Annotated in this window: 17 protein-coding genes; 11 read left to right on the top strand and 6 right to left on the bottom strand. The window is 69.5% G+C overall.

The window, feature by feature from the left end:
* The first annotated feature begins 87 nt into the window (after positions 1 to 87).
* Complete coding sequence (locus tag AB7I40_RS09570) at positions 88 to 1,080, top strand: DNA-binding response regulator (RefSeq protein ID WP_428347214.1); 993 nt, start codon at positions 88 to 90, stop codon at positions 1,078 to 1,080.
* Between the two features lie 22 nt (positions 1,081 to 1,102).
* Here the strand turns inward: AB7I40_RS09570 and AB7I40_RS09575 are convergent, their stop codons facing one another.
* Entirely contained in the window at positions 1,103 to 2,002 is a 900-nt protein-coding gene (locus AB7I40_RS09575; protein ID WP_428347215.1) for a diacylglycerol/lipid kinase family protein, read from the bottom strand.
* Between the two features lie 121 nt (positions 2,003 to 2,123).
* Between AB7I40_RS09575 and AB7I40_RS09580 the strand changes: the two genes are divergently transcribed.
* From AB7I40_RS09580 to AB7I40_RS09595, 4 genes are read left to right on the top strand one after another with little or no spacing between them, the layout of a single operon-like run.
* Positions 2,124 to 3,422, top strand: coding sequence for an adenylosuccinate synthase (locus AB7I40_RS09580; RefSeq protein WP_428347216.1), 1,299 nt, complete (start codon positions 2,124 to 2,126; stop codon positions 3,420 to 3,422).
* Between the two features lie 5 nt (positions 3,423 to 3,427).
* Positions 3,428 to 4,672, top strand: coding sequence for a phosphoribosylamine--glycine ligase (gene purD / locus AB7I40_RS09585; RefSeq protein WP_428347217.1), 1,245 nt, complete (start codon positions 3,428 to 3,430; stop codon positions 4,670 to 4,672).
* On the top strand, positions 4,669 to 6,087 hold the full coding sequence (gene purB / locus AB7I40_RS09590; RefSeq protein ID WP_428347218.1) for an adenylosuccinate lyase: 1,419 nt from the start codon (positions 4,669 to 4,671) through the stop codon (positions 6,085 to 6,087). Before purD ends, purB begins: the two co-directional genes overlap by 4 nt.
* Before the next feature lie 10 nt (positions 6,088 to 6,097).
* Positions 6,098 to 6,628, top strand: a complete 531-nt coding sequence (locus tag AB7I40_RS09595) for an antibiotic biosynthesis monooxygenase (RefSeq protein ID WP_428347219.1) — start codon at positions 6,098 to 6,100, stop codon at positions 6,626 to 6,628.
* Between the two features lie 35 nt (positions 6,629 to 6,663).
* Here the strand turns inward: AB7I40_RS09595 and AB7I40_RS09600 are convergent, their stop codons facing one another.
* Positions 6,664 to 7,533, bottom strand: coding sequence for a hypothetical protein (locus AB7I40_RS09600; RefSeq protein ID WP_428347220.1), 870 nt, complete (start codon positions 7,531 to 7,533; stop codon positions 6,664 to 6,666).
* A 71-nt stretch (positions 7,534 to 7,604) separates the two neighbouring features.
* On the opposite strand from AB7I40_RS09600, the gene AB7I40_RS09605 reads away from it, so the two are divergent.
* Both AB7I40_RS09605 and AB7I40_RS09610 read left to right on the top strand, forming a co-directional pair.
* Positions 7,605 to 8,483, top strand: a complete 879-nt coding sequence (locus AB7I40_RS09605; RefSeq protein WP_428347221.1) for a phosphoribosylaminoimidazolesuccinocarboxamide synthase — start codon at positions 7,605 to 7,607, stop codon at positions 8,481 to 8,483.
* The gene (locus AB7I40_RS09610; RefSeq protein WP_428347222.1) at positions 8,480 to 8,899 is read left to right on the top strand and encodes an SRPBCC family protein; all 420 of its coding nucleotides are present in this window, start codon (positions 8,480 to 8,482) and stop codon (positions 8,897 to 8,899) included. Before AB7I40_RS09605 ends, AB7I40_RS09610 begins: the two co-directional genes overlap by 4 nt.
* Here AB7I40_RS09610 and AB7I40_RS09615 read toward each other — a convergent pair whose 3' ends face one another.
* Positions 8,900 to 9,388: a MarR family winged helix-turn-helix transcriptional regulator gene (locus AB7I40_RS09615; protein WP_428347223.1), complete on the bottom strand. Its 489-nt coding sequence runs from the start codon at positions 9,386 to 9,388 to the stop codon at positions 8,900 to 8,902.
* Positions 9,389 to 9,411: 23 nt separating this feature from the next.
* Between AB7I40_RS09615 and AB7I40_RS09620 the strand changes: the two genes are divergently transcribed.
* Both AB7I40_RS09620 and AB7I40_RS09625 read left to right on the top strand, forming a co-directional pair.
* Positions 9,412 to 11,481, top strand: coding sequence for an MMPL family transporter (locus tag AB7I40_RS09620; RefSeq protein WP_428347224.1), 2,070 nt, complete (start codon positions 9,412 to 9,414; stop codon positions 11,479 to 11,481).
* Between the two features lie 32 nt (positions 11,482 to 11,513).
* A complete protein-coding gene (locus tag AB7I40_RS09625; protein ID WP_428347225.1) occupies positions 11,514 to 13,067 on the top strand; it encodes a long-chain-fatty-acid--CoA ligase in 1,554 nt (517 codons plus the stop codon).
* Positions 13,068 to 13,086: 19 nt separating this feature from the next.
* Here the strand turns inward: AB7I40_RS09625 and AB7I40_RS09630 are convergent, their stop codons facing one another.
* Entirely contained in the window at positions 13,087 to 13,587 is a 501-nt protein-coding gene (locus tag AB7I40_RS09630; RefSeq protein ID WP_428347227.1) for a general stress protein, read from the bottom strand.
* Positions 13,588 to 13,654: 67 nt separating this feature from the next.
* On the opposite strand from AB7I40_RS09630, the gene purS reads away from it, so the two are divergent.
* On the top strand, positions 13,655 to 13,927 hold the full coding sequence (gene purS / locus AB7I40_RS09635; RefSeq protein WP_428347228.1) for a phosphoribosylformylglycinamidine synthase subunit PurS: 273 nt from the start codon (positions 13,655 to 13,657) through the stop codon (positions 13,925 to 13,927).
* A complete protein-coding gene (purQ, locus tag AB7I40_RS09640) occupies positions 13,924 to 14,598 on the top strand; it encodes a phosphoribosylformylglycinamidine synthase subunit PurQ (protein WP_428347229.1) in 675 nt (224 codons plus the stop codon). The genes purS and purQ overlap by 4 nt, the downstream gene beginning before the upstream one ends.
* Here the strand turns inward: purQ and AB7I40_RS09645 are convergent.
* Together AB7I40_RS09645 and AB7I40_RS09650 are read right to left on the bottom strand one after the other, a co-directional pair.
* Entirely contained in the window at positions 14,561 to 15,049 is a 489-nt protein-coding gene (locus tag AB7I40_RS09645; protein WP_428347230.1) for an RDD family protein, read from the bottom strand. The two genes, purQ and AB7I40_RS09645, sit on opposite strands and share 38 nt — an antisense overlap.
* A 7-nt stretch (positions 15,050 to 15,056) precedes the next feature.
* Entirely contained in the window at positions 15,057 to 16,394 is a 1,338-nt protein-coding gene (locus AB7I40_RS09650) for a glycoside hydrolase domain-containing protein (protein ID WP_428347231.1), read from the bottom strand.
* Positions 16,395 to 16,560: the final 166 nt, after the last annotated feature.

The following is a 16,560-nucleotide window of genomic DNA, read 5'->3' on the forward strand; positions in this document are numbered from 1 at the left end:
TCGCTCCAGGTGGGTCGAGCCAGCATCTTCGCATCCGTTGATGCCGAACTTCGCCCCTGAAGATGCCAGTGGCACTAAACTGCCAGGATGCCTCGTCGTGTTGCCGCGTCCGTTCTGGCCGCTCTCGGAGTTCCCGCTGATCTGGAGCGGCTCCACCAGCGCATCCTGCCGCTCTCCGGGGGCACCGTCGGCCTGCTGGCCTCGCGGCTCATCACCACTCCGGCCGAGCTCGAGGTGGAGCTGGCCCGGCTCGCCGATCACGGTCTCGTGCAGCTGACCGACAACCGGGTCCGGGTCCTCACCGCGTCGGCAGTGCTGGCCGGCAAGGTCGCCAGCGAAGCCGAGCGTGCGGCCCGTTCGCGTGACCGTCTCGAGGATCTCGCCCTGGCCATCCCGCACCTGGTGGCCGCCAACAGTCGCCCGGCGCCAGGTGAGGTCGCGGAGGTGTCGGCCCTCGACGGTGAGGTGAGCTCCGGTGGCGAACCCCTCAAGCTGCTGCGCGCCCTGGTGGAGAACAGTCGCGGTGACCTGCTCTGGTTCCGCCCCGACGCCTGGCGGATCCCGCGTGAGTCGGCGGTCGCGGAGGTGATCGCCAATGCGGTCGCCTCGGGGCGCCGGTCCCGCGCGATCTACCCCGAACTGGCTCTGCAGGAGGCGCCTGACGCCCTACGGACCCGTGCGGCGGCCGGTGAGGAGATCAGGATGGTCCCCGAGCTGCCCACCCGCCTCATCGTCATCGGCACCACCCACGCGGTGCTTCCCGAACCGCTGGGACACACCGACGAGCCCCGCCTGCTGATTCGGCAACCGGCCATCGTCGGCGCCTTGGCCATGCTGTTCGAGAGCACCTGGGAGCAGGCCCTCCCGGTGCCGGAGCTCGGTGAGCGTCGTAGCCAGGCCGTATCGCGCAAGCTGCTGCTGCGTCAGCTGGCGGCCGGCGCCAAGGACGAGCAGATCGCCCGCAGCCTGGGGCTCAGCCTGCGCACGGTACGGCGCCGCGTGGCCGACCTGCTCGACGAGTTCCACGTGGAGACCCGCTTCCAGGCCGGTGTCGAAGCCGCCCGGCGAGGGCTGCTCTAGGACCCCACTGAGGCCGGCTCGTCTAGGAGGGCAGGGTCATCGCGTAGGCGGCCGGTTCGAGGCGCCACGTGCGCTGCCGCTCGGGCCCGTAGATCTCACCGTCGGCACTGCACCAGAACTCCTCACCGGAGATCGAGACCTCCCGGGCCCGGACGTTGATGACGTCGTCGCGGCGGTGGTGCTCGCCGCGCCGCAGGTGGACCACGTACGCCAGCCGAGCGGCCGGGCTGAGGGCCCGCGAGATCACCACGTCGATGCGGCCGCTCTCCGGGTCGGCCTCGGGGTTCAGCTCGGTGCCGCCGCCGACGTGGGAGCCGTTGCCGAGCGCGATCTGGAGCACCGGCTGGTCGAGGTCGACGACGACCTTGCCGTCGATCTCGATGTGCAGGCGCACGAACGGCGGCTGGAAGGTGGACAGGACGGCCCCGATCGGATAGCCCAGGCGTCCGAGCCCGACCTTGCCGAGCCGACCCTTCCAGCGGTGCGCGCGTCGGCTGGCCTGTGCGCCGATCCCGGCGTGCACGTTGTTGACGACGACCTCACCGAGCTCGTCCACGATCAGGTCCACCGGCCGGATGTCGCCGTTCAGCACCAGGTGCGCCGCCTCTGCCGGGTCGAGCGGGATGCCGGTGCCCCGCGCGAAGTCGTTGCCGGTGCCGAGCGGGATCAGACCCAGCACCTTGTCCTTCAGCTCGTTGCGGCGGTGCAGGGCCGCGACGACGGCGTGCATGGACCCGTCGCCCCCCGCGACCACGATCCGGCGCGAGGCGGCCCGGTGCAGGACGCCGTCGAGCTCGCCGGGGTTCGACGTGGCTGCGACCTCGACCGACACCTGCGCTCGCAGCACGTCGAGGGCGGCGTCCAGGTTGTCCTGATCGGCCGAGCCGGCATCGCTGTTGGTGATGACGAGCAGAGGATCCATGGCCAGGACACTACCGACCCGGACTTTGGTAACGTATGGCCGCAAGAGCCCCGGTGCCTTGTCGCCGGGGCCGCTTGCATTTCAGAGGTCTCGACCAGTCTCGACCACCGAAGGAGATGCGATGCCCGCCATCGTGATCCTCGGCGCCCAGTGGGGCGACGAGGGTAAGGGCAAGGCGACCGACCTGCTGGCCACCCAGAGCCAGTCGAGTGGGGCGACGATCGACTACTGCGTGCGCACCAGCGGTGGGCACAACGCGGGTCACACCATCGTGGTCAACGGTGAGAAGTTCGCCACCCACCTGTTGCCCAGTGGCATCCTGACGCCCGGTTGCACGGCGGTCATCGCCAACGGGGTGGTGGTCTCGCCCGAGGCACTGTTCCGCGAGATCGACGGACTCGAGCAGCGCGGCGTCGACGTCACGAACCTGCTCGTGAGCGCCAACGCGCACATCATCGCGTCGTACCACTCCACGATCGACAAGGTCGCCGAACGCTTCCTGGGCAAGAACAAGATCGGCACGACCGGGCGCGGGATCGGCCCGGCCTACGCCGACAAGATCAACCGCACCGGCATCCGCGTCGCCGACCTCTTCGACGAGTCGATCCTGCGCCAGAAGGTCGAAGCCGCGCTGGACATGAAGAACCACCTACTCGCCAAGGTCTACAACCGGCGCGCCATCGGCGTGGAGGAGATCGTCGAGGAGTTGCTGGGCTACTCCGAGCGCCTGCGGCCGATGGTCACCGACACCAGCCTGCTGCTCAACACCGCTCTCGACGAGGGCAAGACGGTGCTGTTCGAAGGTGCGCAGGCCACCATGCTGGACGTCGACCACGGCACCTACCCGTTCGTCACCTCCAGCAACGCCGTGGCCGGGGGTGTCTGCACCGGAGCCGGCGTCGGGCCCACCCGCATCGATCGCGTGATCGGTGTGATCAAGGCCTACACGACCCGCGTGGGCTCCGGCCCGTTCCCCACGGAGCTGTTCGACGAGGACGGCGAGAAGCTCTGGGAGATCGGTGGCGAGGTCGGCGTCTCGACAGGTCGCAACCGGCGCTGTGGCTGGTACGACGCGGTCGTGGCGCGCTACGCCAGCCGGGTCAACGGGCTGACCGACTACTACCTCACCAAGCTCGACGTCCTCGACAGCTGGGAGCAGATCCCCGTCTGCGTGGCCTACGACATCGACGGCGTGCGCCACGACGAGATGCCGATGACGCAGTCGGAGTTCCACCACGCCAAGCCGATCTACGAGCTCTTCGACGGATGGCAGAGCGACATCTCCGGGTGCCGCACCTTCGCGGACCTGCCGAAGAACGCGCAGCGCTACGTGGAGGCGCTGGAGTCGATGTCGGGCACGCAGTTCTGGGGCGTCGGGGTCGGCCCCGGTCGCGAACAGACGGTGCTGGTGCGAGGCTGACCACGATGAAGACCCTCGTCATCGGCACCGGCGGCCGAGAACACGCCCTGGCCTGGGCGCTGGCCCGCGACCCGGGCGTCAGCCAGGTGCACGTGGCTCCCGGGAACCCCGGCATGAGCGCCGTCGCGACAGTGCATCCCGTGGACCCGATGTCGGGCTCCGCCGTGGCCGATCTCGCCGAGCAGCTCGCTGTGGACCTGGTGGTCATCGGCCCCGAGGCCCCCCTGGTGGCCGGGGTCGCCGACGCGGTGGCCGCCCGCGGGATCGCGGTGTTCGGACCATCGGCAGCAGCCGCCCAGCTCGAAGGGTCCAAGGCGTTCGCCAAGGACGTGATGGGTGCCGCAGGAGTGCCGACCGCGGCCGCGCGCGTGTGCCTGGACGCGGACCAGGTGGCGGCTGCGCTCGACGAGTTCGGGGCGCCGTACGTCGTCAAGGACGACGGTCTCGCGGCCGGCAAGGGGGTCGTGGTCACCGACGACCGGGCGGCCGCGCTGGAACACGCCGCCCAGTGCGAGCGGGTCGTGGTCGAGGAGTTCCTGGACGGGCCCGAGGTGTCGTTGTTCGCGATCACCGATGGCCGCACCGTCTATCCGCTGCAACCGGCCCAGGACTTCAAACGGATCTTCGACGGCGACGCCGGGCCCAACACCGGAGGGATGGGCGCCTACACGCCGCTGCCCTGGGCGCCCGAGGGCCTCGTCGCGGACGTTCTGCAGCAGGTCCTGCAGCCGACCGTCGACGAGATGGCGCGACGCGGTACGCCGTTCGCCGGGCTGCTCTACGCCGGGCTGGCCCTGACCTCCCGGGGCACCCGGGTCATCGAGTTCAACGCGCGCTTCGGTGACCCCGAGACGCAGGCACTCATGACCCTGCTGGACTCCCCGCTGAGCGCGCTTCTCATGGGGGCGGCCACCGGCACGTTGCGCGACGTACCCCCGCCGGCCTGGAAGCCGGGTGCCGCCGTGGCCGTGGTGATGGCCAGCAAGGGGTATCCCGAGACGTCCTCCTCAGGCGACGTGATCGTCGGCACCGAGACGCTCGATGTCGAGGACGACGTCCACGTCATCCACGCCGGCACCGCGATCCGTGACGGCCACCTGGTGACCGCCGGAGGTCGGGTCCTGGCCGTGACCGCCGTCGGCATCGATCTCGCCGACGCGCGCGCCAAGGCCTACGAAGGCGTGGCCACCATCAGCTTCCCGGGTGCCCAGCACCGCACTGACATCGCACTGAAGGCGAGCAAGTCGTGAACTTCCCCAACGTGCTGGCGACCCGCTACGCGGGCGCCGACCTGGCGGCCATCTGGTCGCCCGAGCACAAGATCGTGCTGGAGCGCCAGCTCTGGATCGCGGTCATGAAGGCGCAGAAGGACCTGGGCGTCGAGATCCCGGACGGCGTGATCGAGGCCTACGAGGCTTTCGTCGACCGCGTCGACCTCGATTCGATCGCAGCTCGCGAGCGCGTCACCCGCCACGACGTGAAGGCTCGGATCGAGGAGTTCTGTGCCCTCGCCGGGCATGAGCACATCCACAAGGGGATGACCTCGCGCGACCTCACCGAGAACGTCGAGCAGCTCCAGGTGCGCCAGTCCCTGGAGATCCTGCGCGACCGCGGCGTGGCCACCGTCATACGCCTCGGGCGCCTGGCCGTCGAGCACGAGACCACGGTGATGGCCGGCCGCTCCCACAACGTGGCCGCCCAGGCGACCACGCTCGGCAAACGGTTCGCGACCGTCGCCGACGAGATCCTGGTGGCCCTGCAGCGCATCGACGAGCTGCTGGCGCGCTATCCGCTGCGCGGGATCAAGGGCCCCATGGGCACCGCCCAGGACATGCTCGACCTGCTCGACGGCGACGCCGACAAGCTGGCCGACCTCGAGCAGCGGGTGGCCGGGCACCTCGGCTTCGACCAGGTGTTCGTCAGCGTCGGCCAGGTCTATCCCCGCTCCCTCGACTTCGAGGTCGTCTCGGCGCTGGTGCAGCTCGTCGCCGGACCCTCCAACCTGGCCACCACGATCCGCCTGATGGCTGGGATCGAACTGGTCACCGAGGGGTTCAAGGAGGGTCAGGTCGGCTCGAGCGCGATGCCGCACAAGATGAACACCCGATCCTGTGAACGTGTCAACGGACTTGCGGTGGTCCTGCGCGGGCACCTCTCCATGGTGGGTGAGCTTGCCGGCGACCAGTGGAACGAGGGCGATGTCTCCTGTTCGGTCGTGCGCCGGGTGGCGCTGCCCGACGCGTTCTTCGCCTCCGACGGGCTGTTCCAGACCTTCCTGACCGTGCTCGACGAGTTCGGGGTCTTCCCGGCGGTGATCCAGCGCGAGCTCGATCGCTATCTCCCGTTCCTGGCCACCACGAAGGTGCTGATGGCGGCCGTGCGCAACGGGGTCGGTCGTGAAGCGGCCCACGAGGCCATCAAGGAGCACGCCGTCGGAGTGGCGCTCGAGATGCGGCAGGGCCTGGCGGTCAACGACCTGTTCGACCGGCTCGCCGGCGACGCGCGGCTCGGGCTGACCCGCGACCAGATCGCCTCACTCGTGGCTGCCCCGCTGTCGTTCACCGGCGCCGCCGTCGACCAGGTGCAGGCCGTCGTACGCCGCATCGACGACCTTGCCAAGGCGCACCCGGAGGCCGCGGCCTACGCGCCGGGCGACATCCTCTAGGAGACGGACCATGACATCGTCGCCGGTCACCGTCTCGATCACCCGCCACGTCCTGCCCGAACTCGCCGACGAGATGGTCAGGTGGATCCGGGCGGGCGAGGCGCTCGCCGAACAGGTGCCGGGATTCCTGGGTGCCGGCTGGGTCAGGCCAGGGCTCGACTCCGATCGGTGGCAGCTGCTCTACCGGTTCGCCGACGAGGAGTCCCTAGCAGGCTGGGAGAACTCCGAGCGTCGGCGGTCCTGGCTCTGGGACGCCGAAGTGCTCGGGCTCGTGGAGTCGGCCTCGACCCGCGGAACGGGGCTCGAGGGCTGGTTCGACGGCACCCCCTCGGCACCCCCGCGCTGGAAGCAGGCCAGTGTCATCTGGCTCGCCTTCTTCCCGCTCAGCCTGATCGCCGCCTACGTGTTCGCCGCGGTGGCTCCGCACCTGAGCATCCCGCTGCGCGTCCTGCTGACGACGTTCGTGATGATCCCGCTCATGACCTGGGTCGTGCTGCCGCAGCTGACCCGCCGGCTCGGCTGGTGGCTGAACAAGGGCTGAGCCGTTCCTCCGAACGTGCAATGGCCTCGCTCAGTTCACCAGTCCAAGCGGCGACGCACTGTCTGAGGATGACTTCTGCCCGTTTGAACAAGCGACGTCAGGACCTTGAACACGTAGTCGGGTTGATCCATCACCTGGCGGTAGCCGAAGCGAACCACCAGCCAGCCGTGGACGACCAGCATCGTGTAGCGCCACAGGTCGCGGCTGAACTGGTCGGGGTTGACCCCGTGGAAGAGCCAGCCCTCGGCCTCGATGACGATCCCGAGCTCGCTGTCCACCAGATCCGGGTGCACCAGCACCCCCGGCAGCTGGATCGGCACCTGCGCCCTGACCTGTAGCCCCGGCACCTCGAGCGCGATCGCCCGCAGCATCGACTCCAACGGGTTGGCAGCGAGCTCGGTTGCCTCGTTCGCCACCCGGCGACATCGGCTGGACCCTGGGCCACGCGCGGAGGCAGCGGCCGACCGCAGCCGCCCGGGATCGACTCCGTGTCGAAGAGCCGAGTCGGCCACGGCCAGGGCCTCGCCGAAGGGCAGTCGCCGGGCACAGTCGAGGACGGTGCGGACGGGTTCGGTCGCTGTGCCTCGCTCGTCGCTGTACGTCAGATGTACTCCGCGTCCGAGGGTCTTGCGATTGCGAGGCACCGAGATCCACGGCCGGTCGGGATCGCGGGCGATCTCCCAGCCGTGATGCTGGGCAGCGCTCAGGTGACTCAGGGTCCCGTGCAACCGGGCGGCCGCAATCGCTGCCTGGTTCGCCGAGGGCAGGTGGTATCGCCCCCGCGCTGCCTTGCTGATCCGCCCCGATTCAAGTGCTCTGCGGATCGCTCGGGCAGAGCAGTGCTGCAGAAGTTGGTCGGAGCGTGCCACGCCTCCGAGCTCTGCCACGGCGTCGACCGGATCCACCCTGCCATCGTTGCCGAGGTGGCGCGCCCGCGCGTCCGGCTCTCCACAGGGGCGCCGCTAGGCTCCGGTCCATGGACATCCCAGTGGCGCCGGCGATCGAGGGTGCGACCCATCTGCACTCGGGCAAGGTGCGCGACCTCTACACCCTGGACTCCGGGCCCTACGCCGGCAACCTGCTGATGGTCGCCAGTGACCGGATCTCTGCCTTCGACTACGTGCTCGAGCCGGGGATCCCCGACAAGGGCGAGATCCTGACCCGGATGTCGCTGTGGTGGTTCGACCAGCTCGACGTGCCCCACCACATCGTGTCCACCGACGTGCCCGAGCAGGTGCGTGGTCGGGCGGTGGTGTGTGAGCCGCTCGAGATGTTCCCGGTGGAGTGTGTCGCGCGCGGCTACCTGACCGGTTCTGGCCTCCTGGACTACCGGGCCACGGGTGAGGTGTGCGGCGTGGCGCTGCCCGACGGACTCGAGGACGGATCACGCCTGCCGCAGCCGATCTTCACCCCGGCCACCAAGGCCGACCTGGGCGACCACGACGAGAACGTGTCCTACGAGGCCGTCGTGGCGAGTGTGGGCGCCGAGGACGCGGCTGCGTTGCGCGAGCTCACCCTGGAGATCTACGCACGCGCGGAGGCCATCGCCCGCGAGCGGGGGATCATCCTGGCCGACACCAAGTTCGAGTTCGGCCGGCGGCCGTCGGGGGAGATCGTGCTCGCCGATGAGGTGCTCACCCCGGACTCGAGCCGCTTCTGGCCGGCTGACGCCTGGCATCCGGGCAGCCCTCAGCCGTCGTACGACAAGCAGATCGTGCGCAACTGGCTGACGTCGGCCGAGAGCGGGTGGGACCGCTCCGGACCGCCGCCGGTGCTGAGCGCGGAGGTCGTCGAGCTCACCCGGGCGAAGTACGTCGAGGCCTTCGAGCGCCTCACCGGCACGAGCTTCCGATGAACCGGCAGGTCCGTTTCGACGTACCGGTCGAGGTCGTCTTCGACTACCTGGTCGACCCGAACCGCCGCCCGGAATGGCAGTCGTCGCTGCGCAAGGTGGAGTCGGTCGAGGGTCAGCCCCGGGTGGGTCAACGCTGGGTGGACGTCACCGTGCCCGGCCTGCGCCCCCGCATGGAGACGACCTTCCTGGACCGGCCCCGCACCTGGACCGAGGTGGGCACGTGGCGCGGAGTCCACGCCGTCCTGACCCTGGACTTCACCGAGGAGGGTGATGGTTGTCAGGTTCGGCCCACCTTCCGGGTCACCGGACGAGGGGCGATGCGGCCGCTGGCCTACGCGGTGGATCGGGTCGCCGTCTTCGGGGTCCTGCCCGACCTGCGCAAGGCGGCGCGCCTGCTGGCCGCCCGCTCGCACTGATCAGCGGATCTCGTCGCTGGCAGCCCTGGTCGCATCCACGACCTGCTCGACGAAGTTCGCGATGTCGGCCAGCTCTGCCTCCGAGCGCTGACCCATGACCGGTGCCAGATGGGCCGCCAGCCGCCCGAACATCGCGTTGCCGACCTCGCGTGCGTGGTCGGTGATCTCGACGACGACCGATCGACGGTCGCTGGGGTGCGGATGGCGCACCACGTGGCCGAGCCGCTCGAGTCGATCGAGCATCGCCGACGTGGCCGGGGCGCTGAGCCGCATCGCGGTGCTGAGCTGTCCGGGGGTGGTGCTCTCGCCGGCGTTCCCGCGATCCATCACCACGGTCAGTCCGGTCAGGTCGGTGCGGTGCATCTCCGCCTCGCGTCCGGCGGCACCGATGTAGATCTCGGTCTCGTTGATGTAGGCGCGCAGGGCGCGGACCAGGCGGATGGCCTCGCCACTCGGCGGCTCCGCTGTTCCCCGCGTTGCATTCTCCACGGCGACATCATACTCTTTCTGGCGTGGAAATATTCGAGCCCGGAAAGAGTCGGCTGTCGTTCCTGCACCCGGTCGGCCCTCGGCTGAGCTGGCTCGTCGTCGTGGCGGCGATCCTGTTCTCCGGAGCGGTCCTGGCCTCGGGGGTCACCGCGGAGACGGCCCCCAACGCGACCGCCAACCTGCCGACCACCTCGGAGTCGGCGCAGGCAGCCGAGATCCAGGACTCCTTGTCGACGGCGGAGTACGTGCCCGCGATCGTGGTCTTCGATCGCGACGGTGAACCGCTGACCGCCGCCGACCGCGCCCTGGTCGGGGAGAAGGTGAAGGCGCTCCAGCCGCTCGCGGCCCAGGGCCAGCAGGTCTTCCCGGTCTTCTCCGATGACGGGCAGGCGGCTTTCGTGGGAGTGCCGTTGGCCTCCGACATCGCCGAGGAGGACCTGGCCGGCCCGGTCACCGACATCCGCGACACGGCCGCAGCCGACCTGCCCGACGGCCTGCGCAGCAACGTCACCGGCGGTCCCGCGTTCACCGTGGACATCTCGAAGGCCTTCGACGGCGCCGACATCAAGCTCCTGGTGACGACGGTCGTCGTCGTCGCGCTGCTGCTCCTGCTCACCTATCGCAGCCCGTGGCTCTGGCTGGTCCCCCTGCTGGTGGTGGCCGTGGCCGACCAGGTCGCCGCCAAGGCCCTGGCGGCGGGCACCCACGTCTTCGGGTTCGCGGCGGACGGCGCCACCACCGGCATCTCCTCCGTGCTCGTCTTCGGCGCCGGCACCAACTACGCCCTCCTGCTCATCGCCCGCTACCGCGAGGAGCTGCGCCGCGAGGAGAACCGGTACGACGCCATGCGGATCGCCCTGGGACGGGCTGCCCCGGCCATCCTGGCCAGCTCCAGCACGGTGGTCCTGTCCCTGCTCTGCCTCGCCTTCGCCGACAATCCCTCCAGCAGCGCCATCGGCTACGCCGGGGCGATCGGCATCGTCACCGCCGTCCTCTTCGCCCTCCTCGTGCTGCCTGCGGCCATGACGATCTTCGGCCGCCGCCTCTTCTGGCCATTCGTGCCGAAGGTTGGCCAGCCGGAGCCGACCGAGACTGGTTTCTGGGCCCGGGTGGCCAGCGTCGTCACCGCCCGCCCACGTCTGGTGTCGGTGATCGGCCTCGGCCTTCTCGTCGTGCTGTCCCTGCCCCTGCTGGGGGTGCAGACCGGGCTCTCGGCGACCGAGCAGTTCCGGGTCAAGCCTGAGTCGGTGACCGGTCAGGAAGTGCTGGCGCAGCACTTCCCTGCGGGAGCCTCCCAGCCGACCTCGGTGATCACCGCCCCCGACACCGCCAGCGCGGTGAGCAGTGCCGTCGAGGAGGTCGAAGGGGTGCAGTCGGTCGAGAAGGCCGGCGGCGACGCCGACTACACCGAGCTGACCGTGGTCCTGAGTGCCAACCCGTCCTCCGAGGAGGCCTTCGACCAGGTGCGGGCCGTGCGCGAGGCCGCCAGGTCGGCCGACCCCGGCGCGCTCGTGGGCGGATCGGACGCCGAGGGCCTGGACGCGCAGACCGCGGCCACCCGGGACCAGAAGGTGCTGATCCCCCTGATCCTGGCCGTGGTGCTGCTCGTCCTCCTGCTGCTCCTGAGGTCGATCGTGGCCGCCGTGCTGCTGGTGCTCACCGTGGTCGCGACGTACGTCGCCAGCCTGGGGGCGAGCTGGTTCGCCTTCAGCCACTGGTTCGGGTTCCCCGCGCTGGACCTCAGCGTGCCGCTGCTCAGCTTCCTGTTCCTGGTGGCGCTCGGTGTCGACTACAACATCTTCCTGACCACCCGCGCCCGCGAGGAGGCGTTCCGGACCGACACCACGACGGCCATCTCCACCGCCCTCGCGGTCACCGGCGGGGTCATCACCAGTGCCGGGGTGCTGCTGGCCGCGGTCTTCACCGTGCTCGGGGTGCTGCCGGTCATCGTGCTCACCCAGATCGGTGTCATCGTCGGTTTCGGGGTCCTGCTCGACACGTTGCTGGTGCGCAGTGTGCTGGTGCCGGCGCTCGTCGCGCTGCTGGGCCGCCGGTTCTGGTGGCCCGGGCAACTGTCACGGGCGGACCGGTGACGCGGCTCACGCCCGCCCAGTAGGTTGGCGACATGTTGAATCTCGCATCACTCCTCGAGGACTCAGCCCGCGACTACCCGGCCCGCGAGGCCGTCGTACTCGGAGGGACCAGGCTGACCTACGCCCAGGTCAACGCAGCCGCCAACCAGGTGGCCAACCTCCTGGTGGAGCGTGGCATCGAGCCCGGCGACAAGGTGGCGCTGACCTGCCCGAACCTTCCCTACTTCACGATCATCTACTTCGGCATCCTCAAGGCCGGGGCGACCGTGGTGCCGCTCAACGTGCTGCTCAAGAGCCGCGAGATCGCCTACCACCTGGCCGACTCCGACGCTAAGGCCTACTTCTGCTTCCAGGGCACCCCCGAGCTGCCGATGGGCGAGGACGGGTACGCCGCTTTCAACCAGACCCCGGGCTGCGAGACCTTCGTGCTGATCACGGCCGACCCGATGGCGCCGTCGCCGATCGAGGGGGTCGAGACCTTCGCCCAGGCGACAGCCGGGAAGGCGCCCACCTTCGAGACGGTGGCCACGGACGCCGACGACACCGCGGTGATCCTCTACACCTCTGGCACCACGGGCCAGCCCAAGGGTGCGGAGCTGCGGCACCGCAACATGCGTGACAACGCCATGGCCGGCAAGGACCTGTTCGGCGCTGATGCGGCCAACCCCGACACCTATCTGTGCGTGCTGCCGCTGTTCCACTCCTTCGGTCAGACCGTCATCCAGAACGGCGCCTTCGCCTTCGGCGGGACCGTGGTCATGCTGCCCCGCTTCGAGGCCCATGCCGCACTGGCCCTGATGACGAGCGAGAAGGTGACGTTCTTCGCCGGCGTCCCCACGATGTACTGGGGGCTGCTCGGCGCCCTGGACGACACCGTCGACGTGGCGGCGCTCGCTGCCAACCTGCGGGTCGCCGCAGCGGGTGGGTCCGCGCTGCCGGTCGAGGTGCACAAGGACTTCAAGCACCGGTTCGGGGTGACGATCCTGGAGGGCTACGGCCTCTCGGAGACCTCTCCGGTGGCCAGCTTCTCGCGGTTCGGTGAGGAGCCGCGGGTCGGCTCCATCGGGGTCCCGATCCCCGGCGTCGAGATGAAGCTGATCGAGTCGGACTGGACCGAGGTCGCTGACGGTCCCGATGCGATCGGGGAGATCGCGATCAAGGGCCACAACATCATGAAGGGCTACTACGACCGACCTGAGGCGACCGCCGAGGCGATCAAGGACGGCTGGTTCCGCTCTGGGGACCTCGGGCGTCGCGACGAGGACGGCTTCTACTACATCGTCGACCGATCGAAGGACATGATCATCCGCGGCGGCTTCAACGTCTACCCGCGCGAGGTCGAGGAGGTCCTGATGACCCACCCCGACATCTCGCTTGCTGCGGTCATCGGGGTCCCGAACGAGAGCCACGGCGAGGAGATCAAGGCCGTGGTCATCCTCAACCCCGGCGCCACCAGCACCCCCGAGGAGCTCGTGGCCTGGGGCCGGCAGGAGATGGCCGGCTACAAGTACCCGCGCATGGTCGAGATCGTGACGGCGCTGCCGATGACGGCTACCGGCAAGATCCTCAAGCGCGAGCTGAGCTGAGCTCGCGAGCTGTGTCGACTCAGGCGAAGGGGTCGGGCAACGCGCCGGGGAGCTTCGCGAGCAGGTCGCGGGCGGCCTGGGCGTGCTTGTTCTCCACCAGCACCTCGTAGCGCGTGGCCACCACCTGGCTGACCGAGGAGAAGTCCCGCTGGCCGCGGGAGGCCGCGTAGCCCAGCAGGGCCCAGATGACGCCGAAGACGAGACCGAAGGCAGCGGTGGTCAGCACGACCTGCCACACCGGGTCGTCGCCGAAGATCGCGAAGATCAACCCGACGAACACACCGAGCCAGAGCCCTGAGAGGGCGCCGGCCATGGCCACCCGTCCGGTGGTGAGCCGTCCCGTGATCCGCTCGACGCGCTTGAGGTCGGTCCCCACGATCATGCAGTTCTCGACGGGGAAGTGGTTGTCGGAGAGGAAGTCGACGGCCTTCTGGGCCGCGGCGTACTCCGGGTAGACGGCCAGCGACTGGGGGAATTCGAGGTCGAGGCCTCGCGAGAGTCGGGGATCAGGGGTTGCCATGCCTCCATTCTGCCCGACGCCCTAGACTCGTTGCGCAACTGCACGCCTTCTGCCGAGGAGCACCCCCGTGGCCCGTGTCGTCGTCGACGTCATGCTCAAGCCAGAGATTCTCGACCCCCAGGGCAAGGCCGTGCACGGCGCGCTGCCGCGCCTCGGCTTCTCGGGAGTCACCGATGTCCGCCAGGGCAAGCGTTTCGAGCTCGAGGTCGACGGCGAGGTGACCGATGAGGTCCTGGCGCGTGTCAACGACCTGGCCGGGACCCTGCTCTCCAACCCGGTGATCGAGGACTACGCCGTCCACGTCGAGGGTGACGCCGCGACGGGGAAGCACACCGCATGAGGGTCGGGGTCGTCACCTTCCCGGGGTCCCTCGACGACGTCGACGCGCAGCGCGCGGTCAAGGTCGGCGGCAACGAGGCGGTGGCGCTCTGGCACGGTGACCACGACCTGCGCGGCGTCGACGCCGTGGTGCTGCCCGGTGGCTTCTCGTACGGCGACTACCTGCGCTGCGGCGCCATCTCGCGCTTCTCCCCGGTGATGACCGAGGTGATCGAGGCGGCGGGTCGCGGGATGCCGGTGCTCGGCATCTGCAACGGCTTCCAGATCCTGTGTGAGTCCCACCTGCTGCCCGGGGCGTTGATCCGCAACGACCACCGCAAGTTCGGCTGCCTCGACCAGCGCCTGCGCATCGAGAACTGCCGCACGCCGTGGACGTCGTCCTACGCCGAGGGCGCCGAGGTGACCATCGTGCTGAAGAACGGCGAAGGCGCCTACGTCGCTGACGAGCACACCCTGGACGTCCTCGAGGGCGAGGGCCGGGTGGTGGCCCGCTACCTGGGCCCCAACCCCAACGGCTCGCAGCGCGCCATCGCCGGCATCACCAACGAGCGCGGCAACGTGGTCGGCCTGATGCCACACCCGGAGCACGCGATCGAGGACCTGTGCGGACCCGGCACCGACGGTCTGGGCTTCTTCACCTCCCTGGCCGCATCAGCCTTGTCACAGGCCTGAGGAGCTCGGCCAAGGTCCGTCGCTCCTGCCCGGCGAGCACGACACTCCCGACCGCCTTGTCGTGGAGCGTCTGACGGCGGCCGTCGCGAAGCGGGAGCAGGTTGTCGACGAGTGCGGCGAGCCCGCAGCTGAAGAACGCCAGGACCGCAGCGACCCCGAACCGGGCCACGCCCTGCCACCCGCCGATGGGCTGGTCGTCGCGGAGGCTGACGACCCGCAGTCCGACCAGCGACTTGCCAGGTGACTGGCCGGTGGAGCCGTTGAGGAACTGCCAGTAGAGATACACGACCGTCGTGACCGCGATCACGATCTCGACGGAGGGTTCCGGCACAGCCAACACCGGGATGGCGACCGCCACGGCCACCATCAGCAGCAGCCCTGCGTCGGTCAGCGTCGCCAGCACCCGTTGGCGCCAGGTCGCGTAGGCCGCCGGTGCACGATTCTGTGCCACGTGGCTCCTAGCTTCTGAGCGCTGCCCAGGTGTCGGCTGCCGCCACGCCCGAGACGGGGAGTCCGTTGCGTCGTTGCCACGCGCGCAGCGCGCTGTCGGTGGCGGCGTCGAACAGTCCGGTGGTGTGGACGCGGGCATCGGAGAGCTCAGCATTGAGGGCACGCTGCAGGCGCCGTACGGCGTGACTGGCGGAGCCCACCTTGACCACGGGCGTGGCCCCGGCGGTCAGCAGGCTGGACCAGTTGGTGATGCTCCAGGTGGTGGAGACGCGGGCGCCGTTCCGGGTCTGCCACCGGTTGGCGGCGGCGATCGTCGCGGCGTCGTACGAGCCGTTCATGGGGCCGTCGTAGAGTCCGCGACCGTTGAGCAGGCACTGGAGCGCCTTGGTCTTGAACGGCCGGTTCACGCCGGGGGAGAGCGCCTGGTAGTCGAAGAAGTTCAGCTTCACGCCACCGCACAGCGAGAGGTTGGCAGGTCCAACGCTGCCGGTGCCGAGGTCCAGGTAGTTGCGGTCGATGTTGATCGTCACCCCGCCCCAGGTCTCGTTGTGGCCGCCCTGGTACTGCTTGATCCGGCGGTGCGGGTTCCAGCCCACGTCACTGATGTAGGACGTGCGAGTGTTGGCCACGCCGTCCCAGCGGGCGATCCAGAGATAGTCGGGGTAGTAGTAGTTAACGCCTGCGGCGCGGGCCCGGTCGAGGACCTGGATCCCCGAGCCGGCACTGGAGTAGACCCCGGACAGGTAGCCGAGTGCGTGCACCCGTCCCGTCCAAGCACTCAGGAAGCGCAACGCGGACTCGCGGCAGGCGGTCTTGGTGGCGTCGAAGCCCTCGAGGTCGTACCAGAGCGCGCTGCCCTTGCCGATCCCCAACGCGGCGGCATCGGCCACCGACTGGTTCGCCTGGGTGATGGCCTGACGGCGTGCGTAGCCGTACTTGCCCAGCGGGCCGGGTCTGGCGTCGATCGTCTTGTCGCTGCCGTAGCGCGGGAAGTGCGGCGAACAGGATGCCTGGGGGCCCAGGGTGATCGGCAACAGGCGCCAGCCGTTGGCCAGTTGGGTCGAGACCCAGGCCGGGGTGAGGTTGGGCTGCGTGCGGCACCCGCGTGAGTAGCCGGAGACGTAGATGCCGACCGCGAGGAACGGTGACCGGTTCAGCCAGCGGTCCATCTTCCACTGTTCGGGGGCCAGGCACTGGTCGAAGCCGTAGCCGGTGAAGTTGCCCGGCGTCGCCACGTTGCCGTCCCGGGCGTGGCTCGGCACCGCGGTCACGACCAGCAGGCCGCTCACCAGAGCGATCAGCGACGCGAACAGTGCTGCGGGCAACAAGCGGGGAAGGCGGAACATGGACTCTCCAGTCGGGGGTCAGGCTGGGGGTCTGGCTGGGGGTCAGGCTGGGGGTCTGGCTGGGGCCGGGCACGGGACCAGAAGTCGGGGGGCGGTGTCTGGTCCCCGTGCCGGCGCAGTCACCATAACCACACAAGTAACACCAGCAACACCTTTCACAGATAAC

Origin of the sequence: Nocardioides sp. (assembly GCF_050246775.1) — a bacterium.
Classification (GTDB): Bacteria; Actinomycetota; Actinomycetes; order Propionibacteriales; family Nocardioidaceae; genus Nocardioides.

Coding starts and splice junctions, on each gene's coding strand:
- AB7I40_RS09580 (WP_428347216.1), top strand. CDS start 2,124: ATGCCCGCCATCGTGATCCTCGGCGCCCAGTGGGGCGACGAGGGTAAG.
- AB7I40_RS09610 (WP_428347222.1), top strand. CDS start 8,480: ATGAACCGGCAGGTCCGTTTCGACGTACCGGTCGAGGTCGTCTTCGAC.
- AB7I40_RS09605 (WP_428347221.1), top strand. CDS start 7,605: ATGGACATCCCAGTGGCGCCGGCGATCGAGGGTGCGACCCATCTGCAC.
- AB7I40_RS09630 (WP_428347227.1), bottom strand. CDS start 13,587: ATGGCAACCCCTGATCCCCGACTCTCGCGAGGCCTCGACCTCGAATTC.
- AB7I40_RS09650 (WP_428347231.1), bottom strand. CDS start 16,394: ATGTTCCGCCTTCCCCGCTTGTTGCCCGCAGCACTGTTCGCGTCGCTG.
- AB7I40_RS09575 (WP_428347215.1), bottom strand. CDS start 2,002: ATGGATCCTCTGCTCGTCATCACCAACAGCGATGCCGGCTCGGCCGAT.
- purD (WP_428347217.1), top strand. CDS start 3,428: ATGAAGACCCTCGTCATCGGCACCGGCGGCCGAGAACACGCCCTGGCC.
- purQ (WP_428347229.1), top strand. CDS start 13,924: ATGAGGGTCGGGGTCGTCACCTTCCCGGGGTCCCTCGACGACGTCGAC.
- AB7I40_RS09595 (WP_428347219.1), top strand. CDS start 6,098: ATGACATCGTCGCCGGTCACCGTCTCGATCACCCGCCACGTCCTGCCC.
- AB7I40_RS09570 (WP_428347214.1), top strand. CDS start 88: ATGCCTCGTCGTGTTGCCGCGTCCGTTCTGGCCGCTCTCGGAGTTCCC.
- AB7I40_RS09625 (WP_428347225.1), top strand. CDS start 11,514: ATGTTGAATCTCGCATCACTCCTCGAGGACTCAGCCCGCGACTACCCG.